At 41.8% G+C, this 14902-nt stretch carries 16 protein-coding genes; 5 read left to right on the forward strand and 11 right to left on the reverse strand.

The window, feature by feature from the left end; translation table 11 throughout:
• Nucleotide 1: 1 nt before the first annotated feature.
• The 7 genes from CGB83_RS06545 to CGB83_RS06575 all read right to left on the reverse strand — a co-directional run bounded on the left by CGB83_RS06545 (nt 2) and on the right by CGB83_RS06575 (nt 6721).
• Nucleotides 2–1321, reverse strand: a complete 1320-nt coding sequence (locus tag CGB83_RS06545) for a serine hydrolase domain-containing protein (RefSeq protein ID WP_100075097.1) — start codon at nt 1319–1321, stop codon at nt 2–4.
• Between the two features lie 158 nt (nt 1322–1479).
• Nucleotides 1480–2424, reverse strand: a complete 945-nt coding sequence (locus tag CGB83_RS06550) for an MBL fold metallo-hydrolase (protein ID WP_100075098.1) — start codon at nt 2422–2424, stop codon at nt 1480–1482.
• Between the two features lie 23 nt (nt 2425–2447).
• Nucleotides 2448–3242, reverse strand: a complete 795-nt coding sequence (locus CGB83_RS06555) for a thymidylate synthase (RefSeq protein ID WP_100075099.1) — start codon at nt 3240–3242, stop codon at nt 2448–2450.
• A 117-nt stretch (nt 3243–3359) separates the two neighbouring features.
• Nucleotides 3360–4109, reverse strand: a complete 750-nt coding sequence (locus CGB83_RS06560) for an SDR family NAD(P)-dependent oxidoreductase (RefSeq protein WP_100075100.1) — start codon at nt 4107–4109, stop codon at nt 3360–3362.
• A 44-nt stretch (nt 4110–4153) separates the two neighbouring features.
• Complete coding sequence (locus CGB83_RS06565) at nt 4154–4804, reverse strand: hypothetical protein (RefSeq protein ID WP_157761359.1); 651 nt, start codon at nt 4802–4804, stop codon at nt 4154–4156.
• Between the two features lie 17 nt (nt 4805–4821).
• Nucleotides 4822–5262 (reverse strand): hypothetical protein, encoded by a 441-nt coding sequence (locus CGB83_RS06570; RefSeq protein WP_100075102.1) that lies wholly within the window; start codon nt 5260–5262, stop codon nt 4822–4824.
• Between the two features lie 112 nt (nt 5263–5374).
• Nucleotides 5375–6721 (reverse strand): alpha-amylase family glycosyl hydrolase, encoded by a 1347-nt coding sequence (locus CGB83_RS06575; protein WP_100075103.1) that lies wholly within the window; start codon nt 6719–6721, stop codon nt 5375–5377.
• A gap of 310 nt (nt 6722–7031) precedes the next feature.
• Between CGB83_RS06575 and CGB83_RS06580 the strand changes: the two genes are divergently transcribed.
• Nucleotides 7032–7412, forward strand: a complete 381-nt coding sequence (locus CGB83_RS06580) for a SpoIIAA family protein (RefSeq protein WP_100075104.1) — start codon at nt 7032–7034, stop codon at nt 7410–7412.
• Nucleotides 7413–7617: 205 nt separating this feature from the next.
• On the opposite strand, the gene CGB83_RS06585 is transcribed toward CGB83_RS06580, so the two are convergent.
• A complete protein-coding gene (locus CGB83_RS06585) occupies nt 7618–8811 on the reverse strand; it encodes an MFS transporter (RefSeq protein ID WP_172954683.1) in 1194 nt (397 codons plus the stop codon).
• Nucleotides 8812–8948: 137 nt separating this feature from the next.
• On the opposite strand from CGB83_RS06585, the gene CGB83_RS06590 reads away from it, so the two are divergent.
• Nucleotides 8949–9791, forward strand: coding sequence for an AraC family transcriptional regulator (locus CGB83_RS06590; protein WP_100075105.1), 843 nt, complete (start codon nt 8949–8951; stop codon nt 9789–9791).
• Between the two features lie 35 nt (nt 9792–9826).
• Here the strand turns inward: CGB83_RS06590 and lipA are convergent, their stop codons facing one another.
• Together lipA and CGB83_RS06600 are read right to left on the reverse strand one after the other, a co-directional pair.
• Nucleotides 9827–10693, reverse strand: a complete 867-nt coding sequence (lipA, locus tag CGB83_RS06595) for a lipoyl synthase (protein WP_100075106.1) — start codon at nt 10691–10693, stop codon at nt 9827–9829.
• 117 nt (nt 10694–10810) lie between these two features.
• Complete coding sequence (locus tag CGB83_RS06600) at nt 10811–11371, reverse strand: RNA polymerase sigma factor (RefSeq protein WP_100075107.1); 561 nt, start codon at nt 11369–11371, stop codon at nt 10811–10813.
• Between the two features lie 159 nt (nt 11372–11530).
• Here CGB83_RS06600 and tyrS point away from each other — a divergent pair, with 159 nt between their 5' ends.
• Nucleotides 11531–12826, forward strand: coding sequence for a tyrosine--tRNA ligase (tyrS, locus tag CGB83_RS06605; protein WP_100075108.1), 1296 nt, complete (start codon nt 11531–11533; stop codon nt 12824–12826).
• 103 nt (nt 12827–12929) lie between these two features.
• On the opposite strand, the gene CGB83_RS06610 is transcribed toward tyrS, so the two are convergent.
• On the reverse strand, nt 12930–13364 hold the full coding sequence (locus CGB83_RS06610) for a hypothetical protein (protein ID WP_100077520.1): 435 nt from the start codon (nt 13362–13364) through the stop codon (nt 12930–12932).
• 251 nt (nt 13365–13615) lie between these two features.
• On the opposite strand from CGB83_RS06610, the gene CGB83_RS06615 reads away from it, so the two are divergent.
• Together CGB83_RS06615 and CGB83_RS06620 are read left to right on the forward strand one after the other, a co-directional pair.
• Nucleotides 13616–14254, forward strand: coding sequence for an alpha/beta hydrolase (locus CGB83_RS06615; RefSeq protein WP_100075109.1), 639 nt, complete (start codon nt 13616–13618; stop codon nt 14252–14254).
• 119 nt (nt 14255–14373) lie between these two features.
• Entirely contained in the window at nt 14374–14898 is a 525-nt protein-coding gene (locus tag CGB83_RS06620; protein ID WP_100077521.1) for a hypothetical protein, read from the forward strand.
• The last annotated feature ends 4 nt before the right edge of the window (nt 14899–14902 follow it).

A 14902-nucleotide genomic window follows, 5' to 3' on the forward strand; every position in this document is an offset into this window, starting at 1 on the left:
TTTATTCTTTCGTAAAAGTGGTTTTAACGCCTCTCTGAATAATATCAAACTGCTTTTTTTCAGGATTGAAGTTAATGACGATGCCTGCCATATCATATTTAAAACTGGTTTCGGAAGTAGCATCCAGAGGAAAAGCGCTCTGTCCGGTTGCCTGCGCCATCAGCACTTTATCCTGAATAAAGATATTGATTTTCAGCGGAACAGCGGGGCTTGCATAATTTCCGGTCAGTTTCTGCAGTTCAGCTTCAGGAATCTGTATCACGGCGAAGCTTGGTATGGTAAAATCCTTTCCTGTAGCCGCCGACATCATTTTATCAAAAATTTCATCTGTATCTATACTGGACTGATTGACCACATAACTTGCGGCAATTTTAAGGTCAGGGAAATAATATACGGCTGAACGGAAGCCATCAATACCGCCGTTGTGGCCAAAGCCGGAACTTTGATCATACGTCAGCTTGATCAGACCATATCCATAGTTGTCTTCAAAGCTTTTCATTTTATCCAGACTTGCCTTTTTAATCAGCTTTCCCTGCTCCAGTCCCATGATAAACTCCAGCAGCTCAGAAGGTGTTGACACCATGTTCCCGGCACCTCCCGGAATACTCATATCGGTTTCCGGCATTTTCCTGTATCTTCCTTCTATATATTCATAAGATTCAGCCTGATTTTTTGAAGGGTCAATAGCACCTCCCACCTTTGTTAAAGTCAGTTTCAGCGGCCGGGTAACTTTAGTACTGATCAGCTCTGCATACGATGTTTTGTATATTTGCTCTAAGATCAGGCCTAACAAGATGTAGTTGGAATTGCTGTATTCAAACTTGGAACCCGGTTCAAAATCGCTGGCGTATTTTTTTATGATGCCAACAAGATCAGCTGGCTTTTGGGATTTAGTATAATACTGCATATATTCAGGCTCATCCGTCAGGTTATGGATACCGGATCTGTGCTGCAGCAGATGCTCAATGGTAATCCTGCCTGCATTGGCAATTTCAGGATAAAAGTCAGATAGTTTCCGATCCAGTGATATCTTCTTTTCCTCCACCGCTTTCATAACCAGTACAGCGGTAAAGGTTTTACTGATGGACCCGATCCTGTACTGTGTATTCATGTTGGCATTCTGCTGGCGTTCTACATCAGAAAAGCCTACCACCTTTACAAACTTTGCCTGGCTTTTATCTGCAAAAGCAAAGCTTCCCATCACTTTATGGTGCAGATATAAGGAATCCAGATAGTTTCCGAGTTTTTCCTTTACTGTATGCTGGGAAAAGGCAGTACCGGAAAGACCTATGGCAGAAAGAAGAAGTATCTTTTTAAGCATGCTGATTATTTTACCGATAAGTTAAAAAATTCCAAGAGATGTTACAGAAGGAATACAATCTCCGGCTTTGAACTCTTATCATTTTTCCCAAAAACAGTTTTTAATTTCCTGAAGTTCCATCAACAGCGTTGATTTCTTATTCATTTTAAATCATCCGTTTATGGAAGGCTGATCTTTTTGCCCTGTTCGGGAAAAACATACTGTACTTTCAGCATATTATTCTCCAACAATTCCTTTCTGATGATTTCGGGATTATCTTTCGTCGGTTTTCTGTGGGTGACGACAATGGTAAGTCCTTCAAGGGAAGTATATCCGAGTTTTTCTTTCAGCTGAGTCAGCTCTTCAGTCAGAAGCTTTGGAGTAAGATGCCCGAACAGCAGATGTTCCGGCTGGCTATTCGGGAAAGAAACCTCGATCATGATCGTATTCAACTGTTTCTTTTTAATAAGGGGCGCTATGGACGACCAAAGATGAGCGAGATGATCAGACTTTTCAATACGGTCTGCTCCCGTGTCGCCGAGATACAGTATATAATGGTCTTCTTTTCTCACCAGTGCAGCGCTGCTCTTATAAGGATTAACGTGGCTCAGCTCGTATCCTGTTATCGAAAATGGCGTCTCAGATACTAAAATTTCCGTTTCTTCCTTCAGCTCATTATAGTGGTATTTTCCAAGCACTGGTTTCTGCCCCTGGTCGGCGAAGTTGACCCAGGTATCCGATATAAAATAATGGTCCTGTAGGATCCGGATAACCGGATCTATGGCAAATATATTCTTTTTGGAATCGGCCGGCGAATTGATAATCAGTCCTGACAGATGATCCAGGTGTCCATGTGAGATAAAATATCCCTTAATCTGGTCTTTTAACACCGATTCTGCTGATCCGTCAAGGCTTTTCAGCTGAAGGGCTTTCCGGATACCGGCATTGACCGTTCCTGCATCAAGGCATAAGAAGGAATGTCCTTCAGGAGCACCCAGCAGATATGCTGACAGGTTATCTTCCTGTTCGCCGCCATAGATTCCCAGTGGTACAACATCAAAATTTTGTGCATAGCCAATGATACTGAATAAAAGTGCCAGTAAAGAAAGTTTGATCTTTTTCATAATTATCCTGCGGTAATAATCTTCTATATGGCTACCGGTGCTTTGATCCCCGGATGCGGGTCATAGTTTTCCAGGGTGAAGTCTTCGAAATCGAAATCAAAGATATCCTTGATTTCAGGATTAAGCTTCATGGTCGGAAGCGGCCTCGTTTCTCTGGAGAGCTGCTTATGAACCTGCTCAAAGTGGTTGTTATAAATATGGACATCCCCGAAGCTGTGTACATAATCGCCCACCTCAAGCCCGCACACCTGTGCTACCATCATCAGCAGTAAAGCATAGCTGGCAATATTGAACGGAACGCCGAGAAACACATCGGCACTCCTCTGGTACAGCTGTAAGGATAATTTTCCGTCTGCCACATAAAACTGGAATAAAGCATGGCATGGAGCCAGAGCCATATTAGGAATTTCGGCAACATTCCATGCGGAAACAATCAGCCTCCTGGAATCCGGATTTTTTTTAATCTGGTCAATCACTTCGGTAATCTGGTCCACTACTTTTCCGTCTGCACCGTTCCAGCTTCTCCATTGCGCGCCGTAAACCGGACCTAAATCACCGTTTTCATCGGCCCATTCATCCCAGATGGACACGCCGTGGTCATTCAGGTACCTGATATTCGTATCTCCTTTCAGAAACCACAGCAACTCATAAATGATGGATTTGAGGTGGACTTTTTTAGTGGTTACCAGCGGAAACCCTTCAGAAAGGTCATATCTCAGCTGATACCCGAAAACGCTTCTCGTACCGGTACCGGTACGGTCGGTCTTATCAGTTCCGTGGTCTAAAATATGCTGTAGGAGGTCTAGGTAGTTTTGCATTCCGAAGGGTTTTTATGCCTCAAATTTAGAAAAAATATACGGCATTTTCCGGTATAGGAAGACATAAAAAAAGCATCCTGTTTGGAATGCTTTGTATTTCTAGACATTATCCGTGATCTAAACAGCAGTATATCCGCCGTCTACCAGATAGTAGGCTCCCGTCATAAAAGAAGCCTTATCCGAGCTTAAAAACAGGACCAGCTCGGCAACTTCCTGCGGCTTGCCCAATCTTCCCATCGGGTGTTTTGCCACCAATGCATCTTTCATATCACTGTCAAGGCTTTCTAATAAAGGCGTTTCGATATAGGCCGGACCTACAGCATTGCAACGGATATTTCTCTGCCCATATTCTGCTCCGATATTTTTTGTCAGGCCTACCACAGCATGTTTCGCCGTAGTATATGCTGAAGAAAGCGGTGCAGCAACGGTGCCGTGAATGGACGCCATATTAACGATAACGCCGCCGCCGTTCTTTTCCATCTGCTGGATTTCATATTTACAGCCGTAAAATACCCCGTCAAGATTGATATCCAGTACCTTTTTCCAGCTGTCGATGCTGTAATCCCCGGTAAGGTTCTGCTCACCGCCGATTCCGGCATTATTGCAGGCTATATCAAGCCTTCCGTATATTTCTGCCGTTTTTCTTACCAATTCTTCTACCTGTGCCGGATCTGATGTATCTGCTTTTACAAAAGATGCTTCACCCCCACCTGACTTGATCTGTTCAACCACTTTGTTCCCGTGTTCTTCATTAATGTCGGAAACAATAACTTTCGCTCCTTCTCTGGCATAGGTTACGGCAATGGCAAGACCAATCCCTGACCCTGCACCTGTAACCAGCGCTACTTTGTTTTCAAGTATTCCCATTATTAAAAATTTATGTGATTTGTGTTTGCATTCATTTCACTGTCTTATAACAGTACCACAGTTACTTCCCTGGTATTCCCCTGGATGGATTTCAGCCTGCCGAATTTATTTTTAGCAACAATATTGTCATTCCAGTAATCGAGTTTTACATTGCCAAACCTGATTAGTTTCCTGTACCGGCTCTGGTCTGTAAAATCCTTTAATCCATAATCCACCGTAATATTGCCGATGGACCTTATTTTCCTGAGCCGGCTGTTGTCGGTAAGGTCATTCCCCCAATAATCAATGGGAACAGAACCGATCATTTTCACCTTGCCCAGTTTTTCTTTTTCAACGATCGTATCTTCCCAGTACTGTACGGTTACATTTCCGATCTTTTTAATCTTCCCGTATTTGGGGTCATCCTGATCCGGTGCATCCCAGTATTCTATTTTGGTATTGCCGATGCTTTTAAGTTTCCCGTCACGGTAACGGTCAAAAAGCTGATCATCGTAATAATCGAAAGTCCCGTTCAGAGGATCCTGATAAAACCTGATGATCTGCCCTTCCGCATTGATGCTGATGATGAGGTCATCAACACTGATATCCACATACTGAATGTCATAAGACCTGCCGGAAACATAAGCCTTAACCTGTGCAGGCAGATACATATACAACGCCATACAAATGACTGAAAGAATGGTTTTTATCTTCATAATGATCCGTATATTGATTACCAGATTTCCTGAATGGTCTGTTCAATGGTATTAACCGCAAATGTCTCTCCCATTTTCCTGCCAAACATCATTTTTGCCAGTGGCGCTTCCGGCGAAACAGCCGTTACTTTTTTTCCACCGATCATCAGATCACCGGCAGAGACAGAGATATAGAACATCCCTTTATCTGTTTTTACCAGTGCTCCGTTCTGTACCTTAGAACAGGAATCTGCACTGATCCTTCTGAATACTGCCTGCTGGCTCAGCACTTCGTTCAGCTGCTTCTGTAAATTGTTGATTTCCTGTTGCAGCATCTCACGGCTCGTCTCATATTTATCGCCCATGGAGCTTTTGGTGTCGTTATTTGAAGCTCTGGCTTCTTCAATCAGCCGTTCCAGATGGCTGATCTTGTCCGAGATTTTATTTTCTAGGGTTTCACGTATGATTAACTTGTCCATATCCTTATGATCACTCTCAAATGTACTGAATTAATTTCAAGTTTATCCGGTCATATAATAAAACAGACAGCTCTTAAGGCTGCCTGTTATTCAAATATATATTATTGCTCATTTATTTTTCAAAGACAGCATAATCCGAAACTTTGAAGCTGAAATCTTTTCCGGCACTGAAATCCCTTTTGGTTTTATCAAATACATTTTTGAAACTTCCTGACACATGATCATCCTGAATACTGAAGCTCACGGGTTCCTTAGACATGTTAAGTACTACCAGCACCTCATCTTTGCCGTTCTTTCTCAGATAAGCCAGGATTTTATCATTGGCCGTCGTATTCAACAGGTAAGTGGTCACTGCCGTATCACCACCGCGTAGTGCCGGATTGGATGATTTAAGTTCCAGCAGCGTTTTATAAAAATCAGCCATCTGGTAATTATTCGTCCATGCAATAGGGTCTTTCTCGAAGAACTCCAGCCTTTTCATATTCGGGAGTTCCTGCCCGGAATACAGCAACGGCACACCGTTCCATGTCGCTGAAAAAACAGCCATAGGCTTGGTGATCACGCCATACTTTTCATACTCGGTACCATTCCAGGAATTTTCGTCATGATTGGCCGTAAACCACGCCCTCATTGAGCCGTCACCGATATTGGAATATTTGATCAGCAGATCTTTCAGGTCCTGTAAAGGCAGGTTCTTTTTATAGTAATCTTCAGATACGTGCATCCATTTCCATGAATAACTGGCATCGAAAACTTTTCCGTGTTCAGGATTTTCAAGTTCATCAAATTCTCCCAGCCAGAACAGAGGCTTTACCTGATCCAGTTCCGGGCGTGCTTCCTCCCAGAAGTCAGCTTCCACCCATGAAGCGAGATCACAACGGAAACCGTCGATTCCTGTTTCCTGCACCCAGAACTTCATGGCATCAATCATAGCTCTGCGTACTTCTTTTTTACTGTAATCCAGCTCAATGATATCATCCATTCCTGAAGCCCGGTGAAAAGATCCGTCCGGATCTTTCAGGTAAAATTCAGGATGGGTTTTGGTCCAGATATGGTCCCAGCCCGTATGGTTGGCCACCCAGTCAATAATGACTTTAAAACCAAGCCGGTGGGCTTCGTTTACCATATGCTTAAAATCATTCATGGTCCCGAATTCAGGATTGATAGATGTATAATCCGATGCTGCATAGGGACTTCCCAGGCTTCCTTTTTTATTTTCCTGGGCGATCGGTGTTACCGGCATGAACCAGAGTGTTTTCACCCCCATGGATTTCAAACGGGGCATTTCCTTTTCAAAGGCTTTAAAGGTTCCTTCCTTGGTATATTGCCTTGTGTTTACTTCATAGATGTTTGTGGTGTGTTTCCATTCCTTCGGTAAATCCATAGTATCTTTTTTATTTTGAGTAGCGCAGGATACAATCCCCAGGCTGATAACAGCCATTAGCATGAACTTCTTCATGAGTCAATTTTTAACAAAAATAATGATTACAATTGTATTCGGCTGTCTTTTCATTATTTTTTGAGATGATTTAATATGCCTGCGGAAGATATTTCAGGATTGGATATTATACAGATACTTTTTTAATGCTTTGATTTCAAGAGTATTTTTAAATACATAAAATCCTGTTAAAATGATTTGAAAATTTATAATATTTTACACAAATAATAGGCTTATCATATAAAATTATTCATTATGAAAGTAGTTCTATGATACTTGGCGTACTTATTGTTATGTGATCTAAAATCAAACCACATTAAATAATAACGATATGATAAAGATTATTCCCGAAGCTCCGGAAAATGTTGCAGCTTTCAATGCAACGGGAGAAGTGACGAAAGAAGATTTTGAACAACTGGTGATTCCGCGTGTTCAACAGAAGGTAGACCAATATGGAGAGCTGAATTACTTATTGTATCTGGATACGGATTTAGACAAATTCACAATGGGTGCATGGATAGAAGATGCGCTTTTGGGAGTAAAGAATTTCACAAAATGGAACCGTACGGCTATTGTGACTGATAAAGAGGGCGTTCAGAACTTTACCGATGCTTTCAGCGTACTGATGCCGGGAGAATGCAAATCCTTTCCGAAAGAAAATTTATACAATGCATTGTACTGGTGTACCAATGGTAACGAAGTAGAAGCATAGAGGTAAAATTAAAAAACAAAAAATCCGTTTCAGATAAAACTGGGACGGATTTTTTAGTGGGCATTGCTCTACAATACCCCTTACCTTCATGGTTATTAGTTTTCAATACAAATATATTTAAAATTAATTCACCATAAATGAAATTATCGTTACTTTTCTCAATTATTTTGATCGTGATTTAATAAATTATCTTAATGCTGCCCCATTACAGAGAATCTGATGATGACTTCATACTTAGTGCTGATTTTCCCGCATACAGGTATTTATACCGGAGGCTGATAGCCAGTCCGATTCCGGTCATGACCACTCCTACCAGGGACGGATAATTGAAAGTGTAGCCATGTTCCAAAGGGATTCCCCCAAGAAAAGCGCCCATAGCATTGGCAATATTGAAGGCAGCCTGCATGAATGCGGCAGCCATCATTTCGCTTTTTGGGGCTGCCTTCATCATCATGATATTGATGGGCGCAGCTACTGACATGGATAATGCACCGCAAACAAAGGTTAGCACCAGGGCTATATTCTGGTATTGCGAAAGAAAGAAGACTCCGGCCAGTGAAAACATCATCAGCAACAGCAACAGGGAGCAGGTTTTTTCAGGGCTCATCCTGTCCGACAGAACTCCGCCACCCAAATTTCCGGCTACCATCCCTACTCCGGCGATCACCATCACATAAGCCATCTGGCTGCTTTTGATTCCTGCCACTACCGTCATCAGAGGCGTAATATAGCTGAACCAGGTAAAAAGCCCCCCGAAACCGATGGCTGTAATCATCAATACCAGCCAGGCCTGCCTGCCTTTCAGGAATTTAAGCTCTTCCATAAAATGCGCATTCTGATTGTTCCGGAGATCAGGAAGCCATAACTTAAGGAACAGCAGGGCTATAAGACCAATAACCGCAACAATGGCGAAATACCACCGCCAGTGAAAAGTATGCCCTATATAAGTTACCAGAGGCACCATAGCCAGGTTGGCAACGGTAAGCCCGGTAAACATCAGGGAAATATAAAATGCTTCTTTTCCTTTTCCACCCATCCTGGAAGCCATTACCGTTCCTACTCCAAAGAAGGCACCGTGAGGAAGTCCGGACAGGAACCTGATGATCAGCATGGTGGTATAATCCGGAGCTATCGCAGACAAAGCATTGAAAATGGTAAAAATGACCATCAGTGACATCAGCACTTTTTTAGGAGGAAACTTTACTGAATATCCGATCAGAAACGGAGCACCGATAACCACTCCAAGCGCATAAGCTGAAATAAGGTGTCCCGCCTCCGGAATGCTGATCTGCAATGTTCTGGCCATGTCCGGCAACAGTCCCATAATGGTAAATTCTGTTGTCCCGATGCCTAATCCGCCTATTGCAAGCGGTATAATCCTTTTATCTATGGTTGCCATGACTTGTCTACTATTGTTTTTGAAAGTGCAAAAATCGCCAGAAATTATGGTTTCTGCTCCACCGCTAATGATAAAAATTTGCTCTGTATTAATCTTTTCTTTTAAATTTAACCCAATAAATCATCAAAACAGAACCAATGAAGATCCAGAAAGAGATCATAGATTTTGAAGAAGGAAAGTCCTTCAAACTGTTTTCACCATCGCTTAAAAATTGTTTCTACTGGCACTACCATCCTGAAACCGAGCTGGTCTATGTGGAAGCTTCCCATGGAATCCGGCATGTGGGTAAAGATATTTCAAAGTTTACCGATCACGATCTCCTGCTGATCGGGTCCAACGTCCCGCATCTTAACTTTGACTACGGCATCCAGACCGAATGCCGGCAGCTGGTCCTTCAGATGCAGGAAGAATTTACCCGTAACCTGACTGCCATGGCAGAATTTAATGCCGTAAAAGAACTCTTGGACCGCTCATGTCTTGGACTATCATTTTTTGGCGCGACAAAAAAAACCGTAGTGGAAAAGCTGCGTATCATGGAAACCCAGGATTCCTTTGAAGCTGTTATGAGCCTGATTGAGATCCTGCAGATTCTTGCGCATTCCAGGGAGGTTAAAGTGCTTAATCAGGAGGATACGCGTGTACAGTGGTTTATGAACGATAAGATCCGGATGGGCGCCATTTACCATTATATTGATGAGCATTATGATAAAAAACCGGATGTTAATGAGATTGCCAGGATCGTCGGGCTGAGTACGCCTGCTTTCTGCCGGTATTTTAAAAAACAGACGGATATGACTTTTACAGGCTTTGTTAATAATTACCGCATCAACCAGGCTAAAATATCACTCCTGAAAGGCAGTTCGGTTACAGAAGCCTGTTTCCAGGCAGGTTTTGAAAGCCTTTCTTACTTCAATAAACTCTTTAAGCAGCATATGGAACAGACCCCTTCAGAATTCAGGAAAGAACATATGAAGAGATGATCTGTAAAAAACGCCCCTAAAAGGAGCGTTAATTATTAATGGATATGTTTTTCTGCATGGTAAGAACTCCTAACCAAAGGCGAACTCTCCACATGCCTGAATCCTAAACTTCTTGCAAAATCCCCGAATTCATCAAATTCTTCCGGAGTAATGAATTTCTTTACCGGCAGGTGTTTTTTGGTAGGCTGAAGGTATTGGCCCAGTGTAATGACATCCACATCAGCATTCCTGATATCTTCAATCGTCTGGAAAACTTCATCCCTGGTTTCCCCTAAACCAAGCATCACGCCGGTTTTGGTCCTCCTCTGTCCGGCTTCCTTGAGGTATCTCAGTACGTCCAGGCTCCTTTCATATTTAGCCTGGATCCTTACTTCCCGGGTCAGCCTTTTTACCGTTTCCATATTATGCGAAATAACTTCAGGTGCTACACTTACCAACCGGTCTAGATGTTTGGTGATCCCCTGAAAATCCGGGATCAGCGTTTCCATAGTTGTTCCGGGTGAAATCCTTCTTACCGCATTCACGGTTTCTGCCCAAAGGATAGACCCCATATCTTTAAGGTCATCACGGTCTACGGATGTAAGCACGGCATGTTTGATCTTCATCAACTTGATTGAACGGGCCACTTTTTCAGGCTCATCCCAGTTGACATCCATCGGCTTCCCGGTCTTCACCCCACAGAATCCACAGCTACGGGTACATATATTCCCCAGGATCATAAATGTTGCGGTCCCTTCTCCCCAGCACTCCCCCATATTCGGGCAGCTTCCGCTTTGGCAAATGGTATTGAGTTTATATTTATCAACCAAAGTCCTGAGTTCTCTGTAGTTTTTCCCGGTAGGGAGCTTTACACGGATCCACTTTGGTTTTTGTACGGTAGTATCTTGAACTAAATTTTCCATCTCTAGAATTGAAGGTCAAAGTTAAGCATTTTTTTATCGAAACCATCAAACAGGTCTATTGATGAAACAGATGATTTCAAAGTGCATCTGATCTGATCAAATTAAAAGGGTTGCAAATTACAAGTCCTCAAACTCATTATTTTTCAGCAGTTCTGCCAGGACCTTCTTAGCACGCATCACTCTTACCTTGGTATTGGCGACAGAAATCCCTAATTCATCAGCAATCTCCTTGATGCTTTTTTCCTCAAAAAAACGGAGTTTGATAATATCCTGGTAATTGGCATCCAGCGATTCAATGGTCTTGATTATTTTTTTCTGCTCTTCATTCGAGATCATCAGCTCCTCCGGGGATTTAGCATACTGGTTCTTTACTTCTTCGAGGTTTTCGGTAGGATCCTGGTTTTCGCGGCTCTTTTTACGCCAGAAGTCAATAACGGTGTTCTGGGCAATGGTAAGTATCCAGGTTTTGAACTGGAAATGAGGATCAAACATATCCAGCTTGGAAAGCACTTTGGAAAAAACATTGACCGTAATTTCATCGGCATCGTTTTCATCCCTGACCTTTTTCATGACAAATGAAAAAACATCCACCCAGAAAATATTAATCAGCTTCGTCTGGGCTTTCTGGTCTTTCTCTTTTGCTCTGCGGATCAGCAGGAATAATTGTTCGTCATTCATTATAAACAAATATACTTTAATTACCAGAAAAAGCAAAGAACTTACCACGGGCTTCAGGATTCTTATATTTAAAGGGTTCTTTATGCCTTTCTGCCGTCCGCCTCAGTCCGATACCGCTGAATTTATTATCTTTGCCAGTAAAATTTTAAAGAAAATACAATGAACTCCTTTATTGAAGAACTGAAATGGCGTGGCCTTTTTGCCGACATGATGCCCGGAACCGATGAGCAACTGAATAAAGAGGTCACTACCGCATATATCGGCTTTGATCCTACTGCCGATTCTTTACATATCGGAAGTCTTATTCAGATTAAAATTTTAGCCCATTTCCAGCAGCATGGCCACAAGCCGATCGCATTGGTAGGTGGTGCAACCGGAATGATCGGGGACCCTTCCGGGAAATCTTCCGAAAGGAACCTTCTGGATGAGGAAACACTCCTGCATTACGTAGACTGCCTGAAAAACCAGCTTTCAAGATTTTTAGATTTTGAAGGCAGCGGACCGAACAGGGCAGAGCTGGTGAATAACTATGACTGGATGAAGAACATCTCCTTCCTTGATTTTGCTAAAAATATAGGTAAAAACATTACCGTTAATTACATGATGGCAAAAGATTCCGTGAAGAAGCGTTTTTCCGGAGAGAGCGGTGCAGACGGAATGAGCTTTACGGAATTTACTTATCAGCTGATCCAGGGATACGATTTCCTTCACCTGTATCAGAATAACCAGGTAAAGCTTCAGATGGGCGGTTCTGACCAGTGGGGAAATATCACGACCGGAACAGAGCTGATCAGAAGAAAAGCACAGGGAGAAGCTTTTGCGCTTACCGTACCTTTAATTACCAAAGCAGACGGATCCAAGTTCGGAAAATCTGAAAGTGGTGAAAATTACTGGCTGGATAAAAAGAAAACGTCACCGTACAGGTTTTATCAGTTCTGGCTTAATGCCACTGATAATGATGCTGAACGATTCATTAAATTTTATACCTTTTTAGGTAAAGAAGAAATCGAGTCACTTATTGAAGATCATAAAGCCGCCCCTCACGAAAGAAAACTTCAGAAGAAACTCGCTGAAGAAGTTACGGTATGGGTACACGGTAAAGAGGAATATGAAAAAGCGCTGAAAGCTTCTGAAATTCTTTTTGGGCGTTCTACCGCTGAAGATCTTATCAGCCTGGATGAAGAAACCTTTCTTGATGTTTTTGACGGCGTACCTCAGAAAGAAATAGCCAAGGCTGATGTACTGAATGTGCCTGTTATTGATCTTCTTTCAGAAAAATCAGGATTTCTTAAATCCAAAAGCGAAGCCCAGCGTGAAATCAAGGGTAATGCAATCTCTGTTAACAAACAAAAAGTTGATGATACTTTCCTGGCCGGCGAGCATGATCTTATTGACAATAAGTTTCTTTTATTACAGAAAGGAAAGAAAAACTATTTTATTATTAAAGTAATGTAATGGGTTTCGGCGCGGCTTCTCCGAAGCCGCGCCGAAACTGTTCTATAAAATAGCAAAGACCGCAATATATGCGGTCTTTGCTATTTTATCTTATAAGATTTTATTACAATTCCAGGAAGCTGTAAGCAACAGCGGCGTTTTTAGTCCCGGATCCGGTTACTGTATCGCTTTTCGCTACTTCACTGTCTACCCAAATACTTACAATAAGTTTAGAATCGGCATTCGGAAGAACAGCATTAGAAGCAAGGTTCAGCTGAGACTGGCTCGAATTTACAAATATATCACCACTGCTCCAGGTAGTACCGGTAGGATCAAAAATAGTATTCTGGCTTGTTCCTACCTGTGTTACCACAGTTTTGAAAGTTCCTGTACCACTGCCTGTACCATTCACTATTTTTGCTTCAAACTTTACAATATGGTCCGTAAATTCATCCTCTTTATCATCCTTACATGAATTCATTACAGAAACTACAGAAAATAAGACGGCGAACAGGAAAGAAAGTCTGAGTACACGTTTTGATTTGTAAAATTGCTTCATTTCTCCAAATAGATTTTTTAATGTTCCAAATATAGCTTTTTTATCAATATAAAAATACGTTTTATGAAAATATTCCAATAAAGATTTCCTATTAATAGTAAATCAATAAAAATATTATTCTGGTTTATACCATAGTCGTTTTTGGATAAAACATTTCATTTACAAAGACTTAAAAATAAATTCATATTGTAATGAATGGGATTTTTACAGGTTGTATCAGGATAACCTGATTATTAATTATCTTTGCTCTTATGAATTTAGACTATCTGATAAGAGAGCCCGAGCAGCTGACCCAGGACACTCCTGTCCTATTCATGCTGCACGGATACGGAAGCAATGAACAGGACCTTTTCAGCTTCAGGGAAACGCTTCCTGCCGACTGGCTTATTGTGAGCTTCAGGGCTCCTCATCCTACCCAGTTTGAAGGGTATTCATGGTATGATATCAATTTCAATAATCCTGGAGAATTTGTGAATGTTCCGCAGGCTAAAGAGTCTTTAAATGCCGTACTGGAAAGTATTCTCAAAGTCATTAATGATTACGGGCTCACCAACTCCAAAACACATTTATGCGGCTTCAGCCAGGGAGGAGTCCTATGCTATGCACTGGCCTTGAGCTATCCTGAAATGTTCAGCCATGTTGCCTGCCTCAGCAGCTATCCTGAAGAAAAGCTACTGGAACATATTGTAAAAGACAAGAAAAAACTGGAGCAGCTTCGTTTCTTTGTCTCACACGGGACAGATGATGCTGTCATCCCTCTGGAATGGGGACGCAAGGCGGCAGACCTGCTGTATGATCTCAGCTGTTATTTTACCTTCAGAGAGTATATGAGCGGTCATGGAGTCAACCAGAAAAATTATATGGACCTGATGGAATTCTTTTCAAAATAAGAACCCATATAATATAAAAAGTAAAAACATTCTCAGAGACGGGAATGTTTTTTGTTATCAATCATGTAAGGATGAACTGCTATTAATACAGCAAGTCTCTATAAATAACAGAAATGATTATGAATACTGAAGAAAGCACCATTGACAGAATAAGAACGCGTCCCAGGTTCAAAATGTTCACCCATCTGACTAAGGAACAATATGCCGAAAACCTGAAAAAATACCTTCATGAGCATAATGATGAGTTTTCAGGGAACATCAACCATGAGGTTGCAACAATCTGTGTTGAAACTGAATACGACAATTACTGGAAACCAAATCTTGCACTAAGGATCGAACAGGAAGATGAAAAAACGGTGATCAGGGGTATATTCGGACCCAGCCATTCAGTCTGGACATTTTTTATGTTCCTTTACTTTTTCTTTTCCATTCTCTGGATGACATTCTTTTCCATGTATTATGTGGAAAAGCAGATTAACAGCCATGAATATCCATGGGCATTGTCTGCTTCTTTTGTGATGTTGTTCTGTATTGCACTTACCTATGCAGCTGCCCAATTCGGACAATACAAAGGAAGGGAAGAAATGAAAAAGCTGAGAAGATTTGCAGAAGAATCTACACTTCCTTTTGAAACCCAGAATTAATCCA

This window comes from Chryseobacterium camelliae (genome assembly GCF_002770595.1).
Lineage (GTDB): Bacteria > Bacteroidota > Bacteroidia > Flavobacteriales > Weeksellaceae > Chryseobacterium > Chryseobacterium camelliae.

Bases quoted from the DNA above. Each gene is read 5' to 3' on its own strand.
- CGB83_RS06545 (WP_100075097.1), bottom strand. From the start codon at position 1,321: ATGCTTAAAAAGATACTTCTTCTTTCTGCCATAGGTCTTTCCGGTACT.
- CGB83_RS06550 (WP_100075098.1), bottom strand. From the start codon at position 2,424: ATGAAAAAGATCAAACTTTCTTTACTGGCACTTTTATTCAGTATCATT.
- CGB83_RS06555 (WP_100075099.1), bottom strand. From the start codon at position 3,242: ATGCAAAACTACCTAGACCTCCTACAGCATATTTTAGACCACGGAACT.
- CGB83_RS06560 (WP_100075100.1), bottom strand. From the start codon at position 4,109: ATGGGAATACTTGAAAACAAAGTAGCGCTGGTTACAGGTGCAGGGTCA.
- CGB83_RS06565 (WP_157761359.1), bottom strand. From the start codon at position 4,804: ATGAAGATAAAAACCATTCTTTCAGTCATTTGTATGGCGTTGTATATG.
- CGB83_RS06570 (WP_100075102.1), bottom strand. From the start codon at position 5,262: ATGGACAAGTTAATCATACGTGAAACCCTAGAAAATAAAATCTCGGAC.
- CGB83_RS06575 (WP_100075103.1), bottom strand. From the start codon at position 6,721: ATGAAGAAGTTCATGCTAATGGCTGTTATCAGCCTGGGGATTGTATCC.
- CGB83_RS06580 (WP_100075104.1), top strand. From the start codon at position 7,032: ATGATAAAGATTATTCCCGAAGCTCCGGAAAATGTTGCAGCTTTCAAT.
- CGB83_RS06585 (WP_172954683.1), bottom strand. From the start codon at position 8,811: ATGGCAACCATAGATAAAAGGATTATACCGCTTGCAATAGGCGGATTA.
- CGB83_RS06590 (WP_100075105.1), top strand. From the start codon at position 8,949: ATGAAGATCCAGAAAGAGATCATAGATTTTGAAGAAGGAAAGTCCTTC.
- lipA (WP_100075106.1), bottom strand. From the start codon at position 10,693: ATGGAAAATTTAGTTCAAGATACTACCGTACAAAAACCAAAGTGGATC.
- CGB83_RS06600 (WP_100075107.1), bottom strand. From the start codon at position 11,371: ATGAATGACGAACAATTATTCCTGCTGATCCGCAGAGCAAAAGAGAAA.
- tyrS (WP_100075108.1), top strand. From the start codon at position 11,531: ATGAACTCCTTTATTGAAGAACTGAAATGGCGTGGCCTTTTTGCCGAC.
- CGB83_RS06610 (WP_100077520.1), bottom strand. From the start codon at position 13,364: ATGAAGCAATTTTACAAATCAAAACGTGTACTCAGACTTTCTTTCCTG.
- CGB83_RS06615 (WP_100075109.1), top strand. From the start codon at position 13,616: ATGAATTTAGACTATCTGATAAGAGAGCCCGAGCAGCTGACCCAGGAC.
- CGB83_RS06620 (WP_100077521.1), top strand. From the start codon at position 14,374: ATGAATACTGAAGAAAGCACCATTGACAGAATAAGAACGCGTCCCAGG.